A 20,746-nucleotide genomic window follows, 5' to 3' on the forward strand; every position below is an offset into this window, starting at 1 on the left:
ATTTTATCTCTTACAAAAACGCCGCTCTTTTGGATGCCTATCTTGTCCGAAAGAGCGGCGTTTTTATGCCGGATCGTAGCGCATATTATTGGCCGGAGCATCGAGCCTGAACTCCAGCCCCTGCGATAAATAATGCAGCTCGGCAGAGCCGCCGAGACTGGCTGCAAGGGTACGCTCAATCAGGCGGGAACCGAAGCCGCGCCGCGCAGGCTTCTCCACTTGCGGGCCGTTCTTTTCTATCCAGTAGAACCGGAAACGGCCGTTTTCCACGCGCCAGTTGATCTCGATATGTCCGTCAGGTGTGGAGAGCGCACCATATTTGACAGCATTGGTGCCAAGCTCATGCAGAGCCATGACCATGGATAAAGCCTGCCGTGAACCAAGCGTCACGGGAATGCCGCTGATGCTGATCCGTTTTTCACCGGCTCCGGCATGAACGGACAGGCTGTTGGTGACAATATCTGCAAGTTCGGCACTGACAGATTTTGCCCCTTGGGTCAGCACGTCCTGTGCCTTGCTCAGCGCCATAATACGGGCTTCGAAAGCGGCTCTTGCATCTTCCGCGCTGGTCGTACTGCGCAATGTCTGATTGGCAATGCCCTGAATAACTGCAAGAATATTCTTACTGCGATGGGCCAGTTCTGCGGTCAGCATAGCCTGTTGTTCTTCTGCATGTTTGCGGTTTGTAATATCCTGTACGATACCACGCATGCGCACCACAGCACCCTGATCGTCGCTGATGAGTTCCGTTGAAAGTGCAACCCAGCGCTGTTCATTATTATCCAGCCGGTGAATAAGATATTCGCTATAGCCGGAACGGGGCAATGCCAGAGAACCGGATTTTGCCGTATCGGTTTTATGCTCGTCACAGTTGCGGGGTGACATCAGCTTTTCAAAAAGCTCAATCGTAATATTGGTGTCCGGAGCAATGCCGTAAATCTGCCGGATCTGGTTGGTGACGGTGATGGTGCGGCTGATCAGATTTATATCGAATGCCCCGATCCCGCCGGCCTCCTGAGAAAGACGAAGCATTTCTTCCTGTTCGCGCAAGCGTTCCTGCTGCTCGCGAACGAATGTGCGATCCATGAGGATTTTGAGAAAACCCTGCATATGGCCGTCCTGATCGTAGAGCGGCAAAAGCTGGCCGCTTGCCCAGAACCGGCTGCCGTCTTTGCGCATATGCCAGCGCTCCACTGCATCCTGTTTGTGATGCAAGGCGCTGACACGGCGCATTTCCGGTACATTTTTCTCACGCTCTTCCGGTGTGAACAGGATATCGACGGAAGATTTCAGCACTTCCTCTTCTGTCCAGCCGAATAATCTGCGCGCACCTGCATTCCAGCTGGTGACCTGACCGCTCAGTGTTGTGGTGATAATCGCATAGTCCAGCGCATTATCGATAATAAGCTGGTTCAACTGTTCTTTGTGTTGCTGCCGGTGATGGCGCGCCTGCATTTCCATATGCGAACCGGCGATCTGTGCCAGCCTGCGAAAATCCTTGAGTTGCTCGGCAGATAAATGGCGCGGCTTTTTATCGAGTATTAGCATCGTGCCGAAAATGGTGCCGTCATGGCCGGCCAGTTTTATTCCGGCATAAAAACGGTAAGGCGAGGTGCCGGTTACAAACGGTTCGCTGGCAAAGAGCGGCGTTGTGCTTGCATCGCTGACGATAAAAATATCATCGGCGAGTAATGTCTGGCGGCAAAAATTATGCCCGGGAGGAGGGGCGTTCAGCGTCAGGCCGTAAACGGCTTTAAAAATCTGCTGCTCTTGTGAGATGAGATTGATAGCCGCGACCGGTGCGTCGCAAAGTCTGGCAGTCAGCGCTACCAGATTATCAAGAACCGGATCATTTTGTCCGTTCATGATTGTAAAGCGCGGTAAAACAGCCTGAAATAATGAAGATGCTTCGGACAATCCGAAAAGATTACTGACTGAGGTATCCCATCTGGCTTCCACCTGCGTATCCCCCATGCGAGCTTGTACTTTAGCAAATGTATAAATTTACACGATTTTAACAAGCGGAATATTTGGAGGGCAGTATCTCTGATTTTGAGGATGAAAATAAGGCGTTTCTTAAAATAGTGTTAATTTGTAAAGCCGGGCTTTGTATTGTCTGTTTATGTTTGTGCCTTGTGTTTATGAAAAACCGGCTCCTGATTTTACCGGCACTGCTCTGATCCTGTTATATTTATTGATTTTATTATGCAGCCATGTGGTCTTTAATGCGTTATCCTGATGATGCGACCGGTCATTGTTGTCGGAATAATGAGCGGAATGCAGTAAATTCTGAAATAGGCAGCAATTAATATCGGAGATAATAATGGGTGCAGAAAGTTTACTGGTCTTTCTTATCGTAGGTCTCGTCGCCGGCTGGCTCGCGGGTCAGGTCGTGCGCGGTGGTGGTTTCGGTTTGCTCGGAAATCTCGTCGTTGGTGTGATCGGCGCGTTTCTGGCTGGCTGGTTGTTGCCGCGTCTTGGTTTCGCGATCGGTGGCGGTGTCATTGCCGCGATTGTGAATGCATTTATCGGTGCTGTTATCTTGCTGGTTATACTGAGACTTGTAAAACGAGCGTGATCTTTTAAAATTCATTGTTACAGCCTGCCGGAACAGAGTCCGGCGGGCTTTCATTTGTTCTGACGCTTGTTTTAGTGAGTTGTGATGACGCCTCCCGCCCGTTTGCTGACCGGTCTGGTTCTCACTGCCGTTGCCGGTTTTGTTGATGCGCTCGCTTTTATTGAGCTGGGCGGTTATTTTGCCTCTTTCATGAGCGGGAATACAACGCAGCTCGGGTTGGCAATGAGCGGGCCCGATGGTCGCGCGCTGCAATTGCTGCGCGGACAAAGCCTGTTTATGCCGCTGCTGCTGATCGGGCTGTTTTTCAGCGGGGCATTTCTTGCGTCTTTTATCAGTGCCCGTGAGCAACACTGGTATTCAGCGCGGGTTATGCTGCTGGTTATCACTCTTCTCTTGAGCACCATGCTGCTTGGTCAGATCCAAGGACTGGCATCAATGCCGGTCATTTTGCTGGCGGCGGCAATGGGTGCGCAAAATGCTGTGTTTAAACCGCATGGGGCAGCACGGCTTGGTACAACTTTTGTGACCGGAACGATTTTTAACGCCGCGAATGATCTGGCGCATAGTTTACGCGGACAGGCTCCGCGTTACCGCTGGCTGCAGCATATTTATGTGTGGCTTTCGCTGGTCTTTGGTGCAGCCTGCGGGGCCGTTTTATATACCGGCACAGGTATCTGGTCGCTTTTACTGCCCGTCGCGGTTCTGACACTGATGCTGGTCTTTTACCGGCTCAAAGAGAAGTGAGGATCGCCTAAATAAATAAATGGCGCTCCTGCTCCACCAGACCGGAAATGTAATCCGCAACAATATGGATGCGGCGCAAGGTGCGGGCTGTTTCATGATAGGACAGCCAGTAGGAGCGCTTGATACGTTTATGGGGCAGTATTTCGGTCAGATCGGAATATTCGCGGGCAATAAACCCGTGTAAAATACCGATGCCGGCTGCGGCTTTGACAGCTTCAACCTGTCCCAAAGCGCTGGAAACCTCAAAGGCAGGCTGCCAGTCGCGGCTGATTTCCCGTGCATAATCCAGTGTCGGTGTGGCAACCAGATCCTCCACATAACCGATCAGCCGGTGATGATTTAAGTCCTCAACAGTTTGCGGTGTGCCATAGCGTTCAAGATAGTCTTTGTGCGCATAAAGGCCGAGATTGTAGCCGGTGAGTTTACGGGCAATCAGTCTGCCGGTCTCCGGTCGCTCGACACTGATGGCAATATCAACCTCACGACGTGAGAGTGAGAAAGAGCGGGGAACGGGCACGAGCTGAATGGTCAGATCGGGATAGAGCGCTGAGAAACGCGCAAGTCTCGGGCTGAGAAAATTCACACCGAAGCCGTCCGGTGCGCCGATCCTGATTGTACCGGCCACAGTAATATCCGCATTGGCCAGATGGGCATGGGCGTTGAGCATTTCTGCTTCCATTTTTTCTGCGGAAAGCAGAAACTCTTCACCGGCCTGCGTGAGTTCCGAGCCATTGGTGCGCCTGTTGAGTAATGTGGTTTTCAGGCTGCTTTCAAGTGCGGCGAGTCTGCGTGAGACTGTTGTGTGGTTAAGGCCGAGCTTCTTGGCCGCACCGAGAATTTGTCCGGAGCGTGCAACAGCCAGAAATATACGAATATCATCCCAGTTCATGGCTAAAGCTTATATATATTTTTGCACAACGGATACGCTTTTCGCCTACTTGAAAACTATTTTTTGCAGGGCGATGATGGAACAGAGATTTTAAATTTGGGAGAGAGTTGTGATGAGACAGGTCGGGCATTTTATCGGCGGCAAGCATGTGGCAGGCGCAAGCGGCCGGACGACTGAATTTTATCAGCCTATGGATGGTGCGGTGCTGGGGCAGGTTGCTCTGGCGACCAAAGACGAAGTGCGTGCAGCGGTTGAAAATGCCAAGGCGGCGCAGCCTGGCTGGGCTGCAACCAACCCGCAGCGCCGTGCGCGTATTTTGCGCAAATTTCTGGAACTGGTTGAGGCTGAATATGACAGCCTTGCGGAATTGCTGGCGCGTGAACATGGTAAAACCATTCCTGATGCCAAGGGCGATATTCAGCGCGGTCTGGAAGTGATCGAATTCTGCCTTGGTGCGCCGCATCTGCTGAAAGGTGAATTTACAGATGCTGCCGGTACCGGCATTGATGTCTATTCCATGCGCCAGCCGCTCGGTGTTGTGGCCGGTATCACGCCATTCAACTTTCCGGCGATGATCCCGCTGTGGAAGGCTGGCCCTGCGATTGCCTGCGGTAATGCGTTTATTCTCAAACCTTCCGAACGCGATCCGGGCGTGCCGATGCGCTTTGCGGAATTGTTTATGGAAGCTGGTCTGCCTGCCGGTATTTTCAACGTGGTCAATGGCGATAAAGATGCGGTTGATGCGCTGCTGGATGATCCTGATGTCAAGGCAATCGGCTTTGTTGGCTCCACCCCGATTGCGCAATATATTTATGCGCGCGGTTGCGCCAATGGTAAGCGCGTTCAGTGCTTCGGCGGCGCCAAGAACCATATGATCATCATGCCGGATGCGGATATGGATCAGACTGTCGATGCATTGATTGGCGCTGGTTACGGTTCTGCCGGTGAACGTTGCATGGCGATTTCTGTTGCTATTCCGGTTGGGCACGACACGGCAGAACGCCTGATGGATAAGCTCATTCCGCGTGTTGAGGCGCTGAAAGTTGGTCCGTCAACGGATGTGTCTGCGGATTACGGTCCGCTGGTAACAAAACAGGCTCTGGAACGCGTGCGCGGCTATGTTGATCTAGGTGTTGAAGAAGGCGCGAAACTGGTTGTTGATGGCCGTAACTTTAAAATGCAGGGCTATGAAAACGGTTTCTATCTTGGCGGCTGTCTGTTCGATCATGTGACACGCGACATGCGTATTTATAAAGAAGAAATTTTTGGCCCTGTGTTGAGCGTTGTGCGTGCTGCAAATTATGAAGAAGCATTGTCGCTGCCAAATGATCATGAATATGGCAATGGTGTCGCGATCTTCACCCGTGATGGCGATGCTGCCCGCGATTTTGCCTCCCGTGTTCAGGTTGGCATGGTTGGTGTGAATGTGCCGATCCCTGTACCGATTGCCTATTACACATTCGGCGGCTGGAAAGGCTCCGGTTTCGGTGATCTCAACCAGCACGGCCCTGATGCTTTCCGCTTCTACACCAAGACCAAAACCGTGACCTCACGCTGGCCGTCGGGCGTAAAGGATGGTGCAGAGTTCGTCATTCCGACCATGAGCTAACACCCGACTTTTATCTGTTTGCATGTCCTCACCACTTCGTGGCTGCGGGCATGCGGCAGGGTGTTAATGATGGTTCAGAGTTCGTCATTCCGACCATGAGCTAACACCCGACTTTTATCTGTTTGCATGTCCTCACCACTTCGTGGCTGCGGGCATGCGGCGGGGTGTTAAGGATGGAGCTGAGTTTGTCATTCCGACCATGAGCTAACACCCGACTTTTATCTGTTTGCATGTCCTCACCACTTCGTGGCTGCGGGCATGCGGCAGGGTGTTAAGGATGGTTCAGAGTTCGTCATTCCGACAATGAGCTAACACCCGACTTTTATCTGTTTGCATGTCCTCACCACTTCGTGGCTGCGGGCATGCGGCGGGGTGTTAAGGATGGTGCAGAGTTTGTCATTCCGACAATGAGTTGATATTTCGGCTCTGGCGGGCTGCAAATGGCACTTTGCTCCACTTGCATTTTGAGTTTTTCATTAACCCTAATCAGGCTAATGAGGGCTCACATATTTTAGTACGCTCCGCTCCGGTTTTCGCAAAGCATCACATTCGCCACGCCATAACCAAAATATTGGCAGCATCTCATCCTGAAACCCCGTTTGCAAAAACGGGGTTTTTATTATGCATACAAGGTCACAATTGGTGGATTTTCCTGACAAAACCGCCAGTGAACAAAACCCGTTGCTCCGTGCCATTGATAAACAACCTGCGGTGACCTGACTTCTTCCTGTCGCCAACGGGTGTTTTCTGACATGCGGAGTTGTGCATCATGTATCTGGAATGTTTTCGCGTTATGGAGAATGCGCCGCAGATTATTTCCGGTCGTGCCGAGCGTGACTGGATGGATGGTTTTCACATCCGGTTTCCCTATCGCTGCCTTCCATTGACCATGGCGAATACGACCGGCTGGGAAATCCTCTGTCCGACAGATATCCGGATTTGCTGGAATGGCGGTAAGGATAAGACGGATGTCACTATATCTTGCCGCGATCGTGAATTTTCACATTTTGTAGAATCGCATTTCAGCCACGGCGTTGTGACTTTCCATACCGGCTATCTGTTCCGCACACCGCCGCAATGCGCATTGCTGGCAGGTGGTGCGCCCAACCATGTTAAGGATGGTATTCAGCCTCTGACCGGTCTTGTTGAGACGGACTGGCTGCCTTTTCCCTTTACCATGAACTGGATCATGATACGGCCGGGCATTGTGCGTTTTAAAAAAGGGGAGCCGTTCTGTTTTATCCAACTGACGGAGCATCATAAAATGGATGCAGTCAAGCCGGTGATCCGCAGGATCGAGGACGCACCGGTTTTGCAGCAGGAATATGAAACATGGTCAAAGGTGCGCCGCGAATTTAATCAGAACCTTATGAATGGTGATGCGCAGACTGTTAAACAGGCATGGCAGAAATTCTATTTCAAAGGCGAAAAGCCGGATTCTGAAGGTGAGGGGCAGGCGGAAGGGCATGTGAATAAACGACGTTTACATATGCCGGAAATCGCAGATCAGTCATCTGTTGAGATGCCTGCAGGGAGTGTGACTGACGCCTGAGAGACAGATTATCGTCTCTGTAGCCCTGTTTCTTATAAAATTGACTTTACTATAGAATCCGGCGGGGGTTCTATAGCGACATATTTATATTCATGCCGGATATCTTCCATGACCGTTTCTGCGCCGACAAGCACCAATGCCGTAATCGTTATTTCCAGCCATGTGGTGCGGGGCTCTATCGGCAACAGAGCAGCTGTCTTTGCACTGGAGCGGCTTGGCTATCCGGTTTGGGCTGTGCCGACCGTTATTCTGCCATGGCATCCGGGGCACGGGCCTGCGGGGCGGATTATTCCTGATGCCGCGCAATTTTCTTCCTTGATCGGTGATCTTGAACGCGCGCCATGGCTGGGTGAGGTGAGTGCTGTACTGACCGGCTTTATGAGCAATGCTGCGCAGGTTGAAGCCGTTGCGCATCTCATAGCTGCCATGAAAGCCAAAAATCCGAACCTGCAATATATTTGCGATCCTGTGATCGGGGATATGAAGGGGCTTTATGTGGCGGAAAGCACAGCCATTGCCATTCGTGATCTGTTGCTGCCGCTGGCCGATATCGCCACACCGAACCGTTATGAACTGGGCTGGTTGACGGGAACAGAACCGGCTGACAACCAGCAATTGATGGAAGCCGCTTTGCGTGCAGGGCCGGAGACCATGCTGGTCACTTCTGCCTTTGCACTGATGCGCGATAGTATCAGTAATGTTCTGGTGACACGGACGCAGGCTTTGATGGCCGAACACCGGATAGTTCACGGACCCGGCAATGGTATGGGCGATCTGACCTCGGCTTTGTTCCTTGCCCGTAAGATGAGCGGCATGAATGAAGAAAAATCATTGCAGCTGACCACAGCTGCCGTGTTTGAAATTCTTGCCCGCGCAGCGAAGCGCGGTGCGGATGAACTGATGCTGGAGGCCGATGCAGCGAGTCTGGAGCGGCCGATGGCCATGGTGCAGTTGCGTCGTCTGGTTCATCCAAATCACGGCCAGGTCGCGGGATGAGCGCCTTAGAGGCGCTCTTTTTGCATTGTGGGGCATCAAAGCTTGAAATTTTTTGTAGATAAAATTTTTTTTGATAGATTGTTTGATGCGATCAAAAAGAGCGGAAAATAGTCTGATTTTGGATGAAAACAGGTTGTTTTTGCCGGTTTGAGCCGAAAAATGCAGGGTAAATTGAGCAAGGCAATTTCTGCCCGATGTCTGTGCTGTGTGAAATTCTGACTAATCTTTGATTGATCTTGGCAAAATATGGGTTTATCGAAAAATCATGGTAGATCTTCCAGACACACTCCTCGCCGGTTACCGCAACTTCATGGCATCGGATTTTGCCGATGAAAGAATGCGCTATAAGGAACTCGCAGATCAGGGGCAGACACCGGAAACGATGGTCATTGCCTGCTGTGATTCCCGCGCAGCGCCGGAAATCATTTTCAATACCCGTCCGGGTGAAATCTTTGTTTTGCGCAATGTAGCGAATCTCATCCCGCCCTATGAGCCGGATGGTGAATATCATGCTGCTTCTGCAGCACTGGAATTCGCTGTGCAGAGCCTCAAGGTCAAGCATATTGTTGTGCTTGGGCACGGACGATGCGGTGGCATTAAAGCGGCGCTAGATACAGATAGCAGCCCGCTGTCTCCGGGTGACTTTATCGGCAAATGGATGAGCCTGCTGGCACCGGCTGCAGAGAATGTCACATCCAACACGCTGATGACACAGACAGAGCGGCAGACTGCGCTTGAGCGTATTTCAATCCGCTTCTCCCTGAATAATCTGCGCAGTTTTCCATGTGTTGATATTCTGGAGAAGAAGGGTCGTCTCTCGCTGCATGGTGCATGGTTCGATATTTCGACCGGTGAATTGTGGGTGATGGATTCGCAGACCGGCGATTTTATTCGTCCGGATACGGATGAAATGCCGGTGCAGCCTGAAAGTAATGAAACACCTGCTGCTTGAACCTGAATTCAGATAATAAAAAAACCGGCTTTTCAGCCGGTTTTTTGTTGTCTTTAAGTGACGATTATTTACCGTCGATTGCCTGACCCATAATGGCAATAGCCTGCTGGTAAACGGTTGCAGCGTTCCAGCCCTGAATTGCCACATAGTTTGGCTGACCCTGCTGGTAGCCTGCACCGGCGCGCCAGCCGTGAGCTTTCAGGAAGTTGGCGGTCGAAGCCAGTGCATCGGCGCGGGAGCCAACCATGTCGATATGGCCGTTGCCGTCACCGTCTGCACCAAATTTAATGACGCTGGATGGCAGGAACTGTGTCTGGCCGATTTCACCATGCATTGCGCCAACAGCATTCGGGCTGAGATCGCCGCGCTGAATCAGCTGCAGAGCTGCATAAAGTTCATTGGTGAAGAATTCCGAACGGCGGCAGTCATAGGCCAGTGTTGCAACAGCTGAAAGCGTGTGCTGTTTGCCAAGATAATTGCCAAAGCCGGTTTCCATGCCCCAGATGGCCAGCAACGGGCCGGCAGGAACGCCGTAGCGCTGTTCAATCTTGGCGAACAGGGCTGCATTCTGCTTTTTCAGGGTTTTACCACGATTGATGATTGTGGTTGAACCGCGTTTCTTCATGAAGTCGTCGAGTGACAGCTTGAAGCTTTTCTGGTTGCGGTCAGCATTAATGGTTGCTGTTGCGTATTTTACATTGTCCAGAGCGGACAATGCATTGCCTTTGATGCCGCGCGCTGCTGCTTCCTGTTTGAAGCCCTGCACCCATGCCGGAAAGCCTGCGCCTGTATTGCCGCACTGGGCTGCCTGTGCAACGCCGGAAACGGCCAGCACAGCGATTGATCCGCCGATTACACGAATTGCCAACTGGCGGAGAGAAGATTTGATAGTCTTTGACTGCATGAAGCTGCCTCGTTAGAACTTTGCTCGGATGCTTTATAGATTTATATGGTTAACAGGGTTTTACAGAAAATATAATTCCGGCCTGTATATATATGAATGACGGCGATGTCTGTTGAATGTGGTCTGAATGAGGCGCAATGTTTTTGTACAGTCCCGTTTGAGACTGACCGCGTTTTTTAGGTCACAGTTTAAAATGGGTGGAAGCATTTTATATTTAATCACGCGTCAGATGATTGCTTCCTCTGTAAAGGACGCAGCAAAAGCTTGACTCATAAACTGCAGATCATGTAAAGAACGCGCGATAATTCCGCTATGAGTATATGTTCTCAGGCAGCCGACCGGGACCCGTATGGTATAAAGAGATCCCGGAGGTCAACATCCGACAGCGCAATGCGCCCTCGGGTGCTGTTTTGCTTTGGATGCAGCTCCGGTTTATAAACCGTCTGTCATATATGATTTCGGGATGAACCTGCACTCAGATCCGGCACATGACCGGTCTGAACAGAGATTGGGAAATTTGGATGTTTGAATCACTTCAGGAGCGTCTTGGCTCTATTCTGAACGGTCTGACCGGACGCGGGGCTCTCTCCGAGTCCGATGTTGCAGGCGCGTTGCGAGAAGTGCGCCGTGCGCTGATTGAAGCGGATGTGTCGCTGGAAGTGGTTCGCTCATTTACTGACCGCGTACGTGAAAAAGCGGTTGGTGCGGAAATTCTGAAAAGCATCAAGCCTGGTCAGATGGTCGTTAAGATCGTCCATGACGAACTGGTGGAAATGCTTGGCACCGAAGGTGTGTCCATTGACCTGAATGCACCGGCACCGGTTGTGATCATGATGGTCGGTTTGCAGGGGTCGGGTAAAACCACCACCACCGGTAAGCTTGCCAAGCGCCTGACAGATCGCCAGAAGAAAAAAGTTCTGATGGCCTCGCTGGATACGCGCCGTCCTGCTGCGCAGGAACAGCTGCGCCAGCTCGGTATTCAGACCAGTGTTGACACATTGCCGGTTATTGCCGGTCAGTCACCGGTAGAGATTGCCGCGCGCGCCGTACAGGCTGCGAAGCTCGGCGGTCATGATGTGGTGATCCTCGATACTGCGGGTCGTACGCATATTGACGAACCGCTGATGGTGGAAATGGCGGATATCCGCAAAGCCGCCAATCCGCATGAAATTCTGCTGGTTGCCGACAGTCTGACCGGTCAGGACGCCGTTAATCTGGCGCGTAACTTTGATGAGCGCGTTGGTATTACCGGTATCGTGCTGACCCGTATGGACGGTGACGGTCGCGGTGGTGCGGCGCTTTCGATGCGCGCGGTTACCGGCAAGCCGATTAAAGCCATTGCCACCGGCGAAAAAATGGATGCGCTGGAGGAGTTTTATCCGAAGCGTATTGCAGACCGTATTCTCGGCATGGGTGACATTGTTTCGCTCGTCGAAAAAGCGGCTGAAACCATTGATGCTGAAAAAGCAGCGGCAATGGCCAAGAAAATGCAGGCCGGCAAGTTCGATCTCAATGATCTGGCCGAGCAGCTCAAGCAGATGAAGAAGCTGGGCGGTATGGGCGGTATCATGGGTATGATGCCGGGCATGGCTGGCATGAAAGACAAGGCAGCAGCTGCCGGTCTTGATGACAAGCTGTTTGACCGTCAGCTCGCAATTATCGGTTCTATGACCAAGGCTGAACGCGCCAATCCGGATTTGCTGAAGCACAGCCGCAAGCAGCGTATTGCCAAAGGTTCCGGCAGCAATGCTGCTGACATTAACAAGCTTCTGAAAATGCATCGCCAGATGGCCGACATGATGAAAGTCATGGGCAAAGGCAAAGGCGGCATGATGAAACAGATGATGGGTGGCCTTGCCGGTAAAATGGGACTTGGTGGTCTCGGCGGTATGGGTGGCCTCGGGGGCGGAATGCCGGATCTGTCTAAAATGGACCCGAAACAGCTGGAAGCTCTGCAGAAACAGGCTGAAGCAGCCGGTTTTGGTAAGAGCGGGGGTATGCCGGGTCTCGGTGGTGGCCAAGGGATGGGATTGCCGGGCCTTGGCGGTCCGAAACTTCCTGGTCTTGGCGGCGGTCTGCCTGGCCTGCCTAAGAAGAAGTGAGCACGATGAGCGAACAACAGACAATTCCTGCCGAACTGCTCGCTTTGCGTGCATCTATCGATAATATTGATGCGGCGCTGATCCATATGCTTGCCGAGCGTTTTCGCTGCACAAAAGCTGTCGGTGTTCTGAAAGCCGAGCGCGGTCTGGCCGCTGCTGATCCGGCGCGTGAAAAACGACAAGTGGAACGTCTGCGTAACCTTGCGCAGGACGCCAGTCTCGACCCTGATTTTGCTGAGAAATTCCTGAACTTCATCGTGAAGGAAGTGATCCGGCATCATGAGCATACCGCCGCAAACCATACCGGACAGTGATGTTCGTTTTGCGGTGTAAAACACCATTGCGATCGTTTTAACGGTCGTATTTCAGAAATTGTTACTGTTGAAGTGACACGACATAAACTTTAAGGAAAACACTATGTCCCTGAAAATCCGTCTGGCACGCGCCGGCTCCAAGAAGCGCCCTTACTACCACATCGTTGTTGCAGACGTTCGCGCACCACGCGACGGCCGTTTCATCGAAAAGCTGGGTTCATGGAATGCAACCCTTGCTAACAAAGAAGAGCGCGTTGTTGTTAATGCAGAACGCATTCAGTATTGGATCGGTCACGGCGCACAGCCAACAGACCGCGTTCTGCGCTTCCTCGATCAGGCTGGTATTGCCAAGCGTGAAGCCGGCAACAACCCAACCAAAGGCGTACCAGGCAAAAAAGCTCAGGAACGTCTGGCAATGGCTAAGCAGGCTGAAGAAGAAGCCGCTGCAAAGGCTGCAGAAGCCGCTGAAGCAGCAGCTGCTGCCGCTGCTGCGCCTGCTGAAGAAGCTCCGGCTGCAGAGTAATTCTGAGCAAAGCATTTCCAGCAAAAGTGGGTACCGCCTTCGCGGGGAAATCAGTTCACAGGACTGATTTCTTTTCCCGCTTCGATGCGTAGGATAATGCGCTAAATAAAAATAGAGTTTTTGCGGGTTAATATCCGTGATTAAAAATACCGTGCCTCTGTAAAGCGGCACGGTATTTTTTTTGTTTTGAAATACCGGTTTGAAAAGCTACGCATTATTTGTATTTTTCATATTTATTAAGTGTGTATTTTCAAATGGGATTTTGCGGTTTATTTATAATCAATGATCTGCGCGAAACTTGTGCAAGATGAGGAGATATCCATGACCGGTCAGACTTCTGCTGTAACAACAGTTCCGCTGAAACTGCGCTCGCTGCTTACACTTGTTTTATTGATGTTCATGCCACTTCTGGCAGCATGCGGTTTCAACACTATTCCGACCAATGAGGAAAAAGCAAAGGCGGCATGGAGTGAGGTACTGAACCAGTATCAGCGCCGAACCGATCTTATTCCTAATCTGGTGGAAACCGTTAAAGGCTATGCTGCCCATGAGCAGGAAACGCTGACTGCGGTGATTGAAGCCCGTTCCAAGGCAACGCAGACACAGATTTCTCCGGAAATGCTGAATAATCCGGAATTGTTCAAACAGTTTCAGGATAATCAGGCCAATTTGAGCAGTGCTCTGTCCCGTCTGATGGTTGTGGTTGAGAAATATCCTGATCTGAAAGCCAATCAGAACTTCCTCGCGCTGCAATCACAGCTGGAAGGCACGGAAAACCGTATTGCTGTGGCACGTCGCGATTATATTGAAGCGGTACGCGTTTATAATACCGGCCTGAAGACCATGCCGACCATGTTGTGGAAGACATTGTGGTTCTGGAACAATGAGCCGATGCCGACTTTCACCATTGATCCGGCTTCTCAGGCCGCTCCTAAAGTACAGTTCAACTGATGATAGCGGGCAGGAGAAATCCTGCCCGTTCAACTTTTGCTGGCAATTTAGGAGAATGGTATGATTTCTGCCCGTCTCGCTGGTCTGCGTCTCATTCCGGAACAAGCTGCTTTCCGGTTTGCACTGAAAATGTTTCTGGCGGTGCTGCTGCTGGCATTTGCAAATCTGGCCTATGCGCAAAGCACGGATAAACCGGCTATTGCTTTAACCGATCGTGTGGTTGATGCGGCGGGGGTGCTGTCCTTTGCGCAGCAGCAGGAGCTGATTGCCAAACTCAGCGCCTATGAAAAAGAGTCATCCGATCAGATTGTGGTGGCAACGGTTCCAAGCCTCAATGGTATGGATATTGAGACCTATGCTAACCGGCTCTATCGTGCATGGGGTATTGGCCAGAAGAGCGAGAATAACGGTATTTTGCTGCTGGTAGCGCCCACTGAACGCAAAGTGCGTATTGAGGTCGGCTATGGTCTGGAGGGCACGGTAACGGATGCTCTCTCGGCAATCATTATCCAGAATGCGATCATTCCTGAATTCCGCAATGGCGACTATGGCACCGGCATTACCAAAGGTACCGATGATATTTTGCAGGTTCTGCGCGGAGAAGGGGCCGAATTACAGGCACGTGCAAAACGCAATCAAAAAGAGGCTGCAGACCAGACGGACTGGATTGAGGTCATTTTTCTGATTTTCTGGATCAGTATTTTCTTCGGCGGTTTTGGTTTTACTTTGCTGGCTCCGGTTTTTGGCAGAAAAATCGGCCCCGGCCGTTATGAATGGCTGGGTGTGACGATTGCACTGGGCGGCGGCGGTGGTGGTTCTTCAGGACGCGGTGGCTATGGAGGTGGTTTCGGTGGTGGCTTTGGCGGCGGTTCATCCGGCGGTGGCGGCTTTTCCGGTGGCGGTGGTTCATCGGGTGGCGGCGGCGCATCGGGCAGCTGGTAAAGGGGCAGGGCTATGACACATTCTCAGCGTAACCATATTTCTCAGGAAGACCGTCAGCGTATTGCCTCTGCCATTCGCGATGCGGAAGCGCAAACGGGCGGCGAAATTTATGCAGTGCTGGCGCAGCGCAGCGATGATTATTTTTATGTGGCGGGTTTTATTGCCTGTTGTGGTATGATCGTCACGGCAGTGATTGCTGCCTTTGTGGCGCATTATTACTGGTTTGATCTGTCACTGCCGAAATTCGCACTGGCTATTCTGGCGGCCTTCATATGTCTGGTGGCGCTTTTGGCTTTTGTACCTGCATTGCGCATGGTGCTGGTGCCGCATCGGGTGCGCTACCGGCGGGCACATTTGAATGCCTTGCAGCAATTTATCGCCCGTAATGTGCATCTGACCAATAAACGCACGGGTATCCTGTTATTCGTCTCCCTCGCTGAACGCTATGCGGAAGTGGTGGCCGATGCAGGGATTAATGAGCGGGTCGATCAGCAGGAATGGAATGCGATTGTTGCCACGCTTAGTCGTCATGCAGCACAGGGAAGTGTTGCGGAAGGGTTTGTTGAGTCGATTGCCAAAGCCGGCAACCTGCTGGCACAGCATTTTCCTAAAGAGGATGGCGACAAAAACGAGCTGGAAGACCATCTGGTGGAACTATAAGAATTTTATCCACCGCTGATTTTTATTTTTGCAGCGGGTTTATGATTTTTAAGAACGATTTAATTTCACTTTTGCTTGTTTGCGGGTGAAAAAATCGAAAAAAACGGTTCTTTTGTCACAATTTGCTTGTTATTTGAGAGAAAGAGCAGGCCGAAGGTAATTTAGGCAGAGGCGGTCTGTATAATGAGGAGTTTTACAGTGAGTGCCGATACAGACCATACCGCTCAGATCAAATTCGTTGTCGATTATCAGAATATCTCTGAGCCTGTAGCTTCTCAGTTCGCCAAGCTGTTGTTTGAATGGGCACCGGCGGAAGATATTGCCGCCTATGATGCCGGTGATATGGAAGAAGCTGCAAAGCTCGCTTTGAAAGCTCTTGGTGGCTATCAGGCCGATAAGCCTGTCATCAGCGTCGATAATGACAGTATTCTGCGCCGTCGCGGCCGTCCGCTGACAGTTGTAACTCTGATCAACCGCAATATGCCGTTTCTGCTTGATTCGACGATGGCGGAAATTCTCGAACGTTCCGGCATGATCTATATGGTTGTGCATCCGGTGCTCAATGTTGCCTTTAATGGCAGCAGCTATGAAGTTCATGGCGAAGCAACCTCCGGTAAATCCGTTGCAGGGACGGAACAGGTCAGTGTTATTCAGCTGCATCTGCCGCAACTGGATGAAAGCGCAAGAACAGCTCTGGAGCAGGCGCTCGGAATGGTGCTGGGGCAGGTTTATGCTGCTGTCAGTGACTGGAAACCGATGCTGGCGCGTCTTGATGAGGTGATTGCCTCTTACAGCGCTGTCAAAGGTCTGCCGGAAACAGCGGAAGGTCGTGAAGCTATTGCGCTGCTCAAGTGGCTGCGCGATGGTAATTTTACATTTCTGGGTATGCGTGAATTCCGTTACGATGCGGCTCAGGGTACGCTTATTCAGGCTGATGCACCATCACTGGGGATTCTGCGTGATGAAGCTGTCCGCGTCTTGCGTCAGGGGCAGGATAATGCTTCGATCGCACAGGAATTACAGGACTTCCTCAAAGGCTCTGAAAGCCTGCTGATTACCAAAGGCAACAGCCGCTCGCTCGTCCATCGCCGCGAATATATCGACTATATCGGTATCAAACTGTTTGATGCAGATGGCAAAGTAACCGGCGAAATGCGTCTGGTCGGGTTGTTTACTTCGACGGCCTATACATCTTTCCTGAGCACGATTCCTTATCTGCGCGGTAAAGCGGAAGCGGTGATCGGTCGTCTGGGCTTCAATGCTGCTGACCATTCCGGCAAGGCTCTGGTGCGAGTGCTGGAAGATTATCCGCGTGATGACATGTTCCAGATTGATCTGGATGCCCTGACCGATCATGCTGAACTGATCGTGGCATTGGATGAGCGTCCGCGTGTGCGTGTGCTGCCGCGTATTGACCGTTTCAGCCGTTTTGTCAGTGTGCTGGTCTATCTGCCGCGCGACCGCTATGACTCGGTGGTGCGTGAAGCAATCAGCAATTATCTGATGGATGTTTATCACGGCGAATCCGTGGAATTCCATCCGGTGTTCCTTGATAAAGGCGTGACCCGCGTTCAGTTCATCATCCGCCGCCATGACGGCAGCGTGAGCGAAATGGCTCGCGAGGCTCTGGAAAAGCAGATCCGCAGTTTCGTCCGTACATGGGAAGATGGTGTACGTGATGCGGCAGAGGAAAGCTCACAGACTTTCGCCCCGCGTGTGATCAGTCTGGCTTCCGGTTTTCCGGAATCCTATCGCGAGACCTTTAACGAATCCGAAGCGCTTGTTGATGCCGTACGTATTGAGGCGCTGACTGAAGAAAATCCGCTTTATGTTGATTTTTATCGTTATGACACACAGGAACCGCAGGCGGCTTTCCTGAAACTCTATCATTTCGGTGAGGCACTGGCGCTGTCGCAGCGCGTGCCGCTGCTGGAGAATATGGGTTTTCGTGTCATCAGCGAGCAGACCTTCGCTCTTCCGGTACAGACGGCTACCGGCGGCAAGAACATGGTGCATGTCCATGATATGCTGATTGTCAGCGCATCGGACAAAGCCGTTGATCTTAGTGATGATGGTGATCTGCTGGATGATGTGTTCCGCACTGTATGGAGCGGACAGGCAGATAATGACGGTTATAATGGCCTTGCACAGAGCGGACGTCTGACAGCGCGTCAGATCATGATCCTGCGTATGTATGGCCGTTATCTGCAGCAGGCCGGTATTACCTATTCGCAGGACTTTATTGCTGCGGCACTCAATCGTTACCCGGACATTGCCGCCCATCTCTACACATTGTTTGATCTGCGCTTTAATCCGGCACTGGCAAAACAGGCGGATACAGAAGTGAAAGAACGCGCTGTTGTTGAAGCCATTGAGACAGCTTTGCAGGCTGTATCAAGCATTGATGATGACCAGATTTTGCGCCGTTACCGTAATCTGGTTGAAGCTTCTCTGCGCACCAATGCCTATATGCATGATAAGGACGGCAATGCGCCGGTGACACTGGCGATCAAGCTTAACCCGCGTGCTGTTGACGGCCTGCCGGAACCACGCCCTTACCGCGAAATCTTCGTCTACGGGCCGGAAGTGGAAGGTGTTCACCTGCGCTTTGGCGCTGTGGCACGTGGCGGCCTGCGCTGGTCTGACCGTGCGCAGGATTACCGCACAGAAGTGCTGGGTCTGGTTAAGGCACAGCAGGTAAAGAATGCGGTGATCGTGCCGGGTGGTGCCAAGGGCGGTTTCTATCCGAAGCGTCTGCCGGTTGGCGGCGACCGCAATGCGGTATTTGAAGCCGGGCGTGCGGCCTATATCACTTTCATTTCAACCATGGTTTCCATCACCGATAATATTATCGAAGGCAAGATCGTGCCGCCGGTCGATGTTATCCGTCAGGACAGTGATGATCCGTATTTCGTGGTTGCGGCGGATAAGGGCACAGCCACTTTCTCCGATACGGCCAATGCGATCAGTCAGGCACAGCATTTCTGGCTGGATGATGCTTTTGCTTCCGGTGGTTCAGCCGGTTATGACCATAAGAAAATGGCCATTACCGCCCGTGGCGCATGGGAGGCAGTGAAGCGTCATTTCCGCGAAATGGATATTGATATCCAGACCACGCCATTCACTGTTGCCGGTGTGGGCGATATGTCCGGTGACGTATTCGGTAACGGCATGTTGCTGTCGCCGAAAATCAAACTGGTAGCTGCATTTGACCATCGCGACATCTTTATTGATCCGATGCCGGATACCGATATCGGTTTTGCGGAACGTCAGCGTCTGTTCAACGTGCCGCGCTCCAGCTGGCAGGATTATGACCGCTCCAAAATCTCTGCCGGTGGTGGTGTATTCAGCCGCTCGCAGAAGGTGATTACGCTTTCTGAAGCGGCAGCCGAGGCCATTGGTCTGGGCAAACTGACCGCAAGCCCGAATGAAGTGATCGGTGCGATCCTGCGTGCGCAGGTTGATCTGCTGTGGTTCGGTGGTATCGGCACTTATATTCGTGCGAACGAAGAAAGCGATGCGCAGGTCGGTGACCGCGCCAATGATGCGATCCGTATTACCGGTCGAGAGGTTCGCGCCAAGGTGATCGGTGAGGGCGCTAATCTGGGTGCCACCCAGCGCGGCCGTATTGAATACAGCCTCAATGGCGGTCGTTGTAATACGGATGCGATTGACAATTCGGCCGGCGTGAATTCGTCGGACGTTGAGGTCAATATCAAGATTGCTCTGACACCAAGCCTGCAGGATGGTCGTCTGACCCGTGAAGCACGCGACGTGCTGCTCGCGCAGATGACTGATGAAGTGGCAGCACTGGTGCTGCATAATAATTATGAGCAACCACTGGCTCTGTCGCTGGTTGAAAAACGCGGTGCATCCGAACTGCCATATCTGATGCGGATGATGTCGTCTCTGGAACGCCGCAAACTGCTGGATCGCAAGGTGGAATATCTGCCGGATGATCAGGTGCTCGCAGACCGCCAGAAACGCGGAGAGGCGCTGACCCGTCCTGAACTGGCCGTGCTTCTGGCCTATGGCAAAATGGTACTGTCCGATGATCTGATCGCTAGCAATCTGCCGGATGATACCTATCTGCATTCGCGCCTGTTCGGCTATTTCCCGCAGGAAATGCAGGAGCGATTTGCCAAGGACATTACCCATCACCGTCTGCATCGCGAAATCATTGCAACGCTCCTGTCCAATGATGCGATTAATCGTTGCGGGCCAACATTTATCAGTCGTCTGAATGATCTGACAGCTGAGGCACCGGCAGAAATTCTGCGGTCTTATGTGGCTGTGGCTGATGGTTTTGAAACCGAGCAGCTCTATCAGGCGATCAATGCGCTGGATAATAAGATTCCGGGTAAAGTGCAGAATGAATTCTATGCGCTGGTAGGGGAAATGCTGTTCTCAACCACCGCATGGGTGCTGCGCAATAACCGCTTTGATGCGACTTTGAGTGAAATGGTCAGCGCGGTGAAGCGGACACGCATGGCGCTGGAGCCGAAGCTCGAAGAGCTGATGCCTGATTTCATTGCTGATCTGATTACAGCAGATACGGCAAAATATATCGCTAAAGGTGCCGGTGAAGCGCTGGCGCGCAAACTTGCCCGACTGCAGTCGGCTAAGCTGATGGCGGATATTGCGCTGATTGCCTATCAGGGCAAGGCAGAGCTGATGACCGCTGCGACGGCTTATTTCAAAATTGTTGATGCGTTCCGCATCGCCAATATTGAAAAGGCTGCGTCTGCGGTGCCGGTGACAGATTATTATGATGGTCTGGCATTGTCGCGTGCGACAGACACGATCACACAGGCAACCCGTGCTGTGACGATGGAAGCGCTCACCAAATTTAAAGGTGAGGCCGATCCGGTACAGAGCTGGCTGACCCGCGATGCCGAGCGGATTGACGGTGTGCGTCAGCGCATGATTGCACTGACAGAAGGCGGAGATCTGAGTGTTTCCCGTCTCGCAGTGGCAGCCGGTTTCATGGCGGATCTTGCGGGCTGATTTTGCTCATTTTGCGAAATTCA

16 protein-coding genes are annotated in these 20,746 nt (G+C 52.0%); 13 read left to right on the forward strand and 3 right to left on the reverse strand.

Going from position 1 to position 20,746, the window contains the following annotated elements; genetic code table 11:
- Positions 1–63: 63 nt before the first annotated feature.
- The gene (locus BKD14_RS16065) at positions 64–1,974 is read right to left on the reverse strand and encodes a PAS domain S-box protein (protein ID WP_083647229.1); all 1,911 of its coding nucleotides are present in this window, start codon (positions 1,972–1,974) and stop codon (positions 64–66) included.
- A 349-nt stretch (positions 1,975–2,323) separates the two neighbouring features.
- Between BKD14_RS16065 and BKD14_RS16070 the strand changes: the two genes are divergently transcribed.
- The gene (locus tag BKD14_RS16070) at positions 2,324–2,578 is read left to right on the forward strand and encodes a GlsB/YeaQ/YmgE family stress response membrane protein (RefSeq protein ID WP_022709794.1); all 255 of its coding nucleotides are present in this window, start codon (positions 2,324–2,326) and stop codon (positions 2,576–2,578) included.
- 84 nt (positions 2,579–2,662) lie between these two features.
- Positions 2,663–3,322, forward strand: a complete 660-nt coding sequence (locus BKD14_RS16075; RefSeq protein ID WP_075657237.1) for a YoaK family protein — start codon at positions 2,663–2,665, stop codon at positions 3,320–3,322.
- Positions 3,323–3,329: 7 nt separating this feature from the next.
- On the opposite strand, the gene BKD14_RS16080 is transcribed toward BKD14_RS16075, so the two are convergent.
- The gene (locus BKD14_RS16080) at positions 3,330–4,211 is read right to left on the reverse strand and encodes a LysR family transcriptional regulator (RefSeq protein WP_075657238.1); all 882 of its coding nucleotides are present in this window, start codon (positions 4,209–4,211) and stop codon (positions 3,330–3,332) included.
- A 112-nt stretch (positions 4,212–4,323) separates the two neighbouring features.
- On the opposite strand from BKD14_RS16080, the gene BKD14_RS16085 reads away from it, so the two are divergent.
- From BKD14_RS16085 to BKD14_RS16100, 4 genes are all read left to right on the forward strand, one after another.
- Positions 4,324–5,820, forward strand: a complete 1,497-nt coding sequence (locus BKD14_RS16085) for a CoA-acylating methylmalonate-semialdehyde dehydrogenase (RefSeq protein WP_075657239.1) — start codon at positions 4,324–4,326, stop codon at positions 5,818–5,820.
- 769 nt (positions 5,821–6,589) lie between these two features.
- Positions 6,590–7,372 carry a DUF6065 family protein gene (locus tag BKD14_RS16090; protein ID WP_075657240.1) on the forward strand — a complete coding sequence of 261 codons (783 nt, stop codon included), beginning with the start codon at positions 6,590–6,592 and terminating at the stop codon, positions 7,370–7,372.
- A gap of 108 nt (positions 7,373–7,480) precedes the next feature.
- Positions 7,481–8,368 (forward strand): pyridoxal kinase PdxY, encoded by an 888-nt coding sequence (gene pdxY, locus BKD14_RS16095; protein ID WP_022709789.1) that lies wholly within the window; start codon positions 7,481–7,483, stop codon positions 8,366–8,368.
- Between the two features lie 265 nt (positions 8,369–8,633).
- A complete protein-coding gene (locus BKD14_RS16100; RefSeq protein WP_075657241.1) occupies positions 8,634–9,320 on the forward strand; it encodes a carbonic anhydrase in 687 nt (228 codons plus the stop codon).
- A 64-nt stretch (positions 9,321–9,384) separates the two neighbouring features.
- On the opposite strand, the gene BKD14_RS16105 is transcribed toward BKD14_RS16100, so the two are convergent.
- Entirely contained in the window at positions 9,385–10,224 is an 840-nt protein-coding gene (locus tag BKD14_RS16105) for a lytic transglycosylase domain-containing protein (protein WP_022709787.1), read from the reverse strand.
- Between the two features lie 521 nt (positions 10,225–10,745).
- On the opposite strand from BKD14_RS16105, the gene ffh reads away from it, so the two are divergent.
- From ffh to BKD14_RS16140, 7 genes are all read left to right on the forward strand, one after another.
- On the forward strand, positions 10,746–12,326 hold the full coding sequence (gene ffh, locus BKD14_RS16110; protein ID WP_075657353.1) for a signal recognition particle protein: 1,581 nt from the start codon (positions 10,746–10,748) through the stop codon (positions 12,324–12,326).
- Positions 12,323–12,640 carry a chorismate mutase gene (locus BKD14_RS16115; RefSeq protein WP_028233597.1) on the forward strand — a complete coding sequence of 106 codons (318 nt, stop codon included), beginning with the start codon at positions 12,323–12,325 and terminating at the stop codon, positions 12,638–12,640. Before ffh ends, BKD14_RS16115 begins: the two co-directional genes overlap by 4 nt.
- Before the next feature lie 103 nt (positions 12,641–12,743).
- Complete coding sequence (gene rpsP / locus BKD14_RS16120) at positions 12,744–13,163, forward strand: 30S ribosomal protein S16 (protein WP_022710765.1); 420 nt, start codon at positions 12,744–12,746, stop codon at positions 13,161–13,163.
- A 321-nt stretch (positions 13,164–13,484) separates the two neighbouring features.
- Positions 13,485–14,114: a LemA family protein gene (locus BKD14_RS16125; RefSeq protein ID WP_075657242.1), complete on the forward strand. Its 630-nt coding sequence runs from the start codon at positions 13,485–13,487 to the stop codon at positions 14,112–14,114.
- 129 nt (positions 14,115–14,243) lie between these two features.
- Positions 14,244–15,056, forward strand: coding sequence for a YgcG family protein (locus BKD14_RS16130; RefSeq protein WP_075657354.1), 813 nt, complete (start codon positions 14,244–14,246; stop codon positions 15,054–15,056).
- A 12-nt stretch (positions 15,057–15,068) separates the two neighbouring features.
- Positions 15,069–15,716, forward strand: coding sequence for a TPM domain-containing protein (locus BKD14_RS16135; RefSeq protein ID WP_075657243.1), 648 nt, complete (start codon positions 15,069–15,071; stop codon positions 15,714–15,716).
- 228 nt (positions 15,717–15,944) lie between these two features.
- Positions 15,945–20,723, forward strand: a complete 4,779-nt coding sequence (locus BKD14_RS16140; protein ID WP_245293670.1) for an NAD-glutamate dehydrogenase — start codon at positions 15,945–15,947, stop codon at positions 20,721–20,723.
- Positions 20,724–20,746: the final 23 nt, after the last annotated feature.

It is taken from the genome of Pseudochrobactrum sp. B5, from assembly GCF_001939785.1.
GTDB lineage: Bacteria > Pseudomonadota > Alphaproteobacteria > Rhizobiales > Rhizobiaceae > Pseudochrobactrum > Pseudochrobactrum saccharolyticum.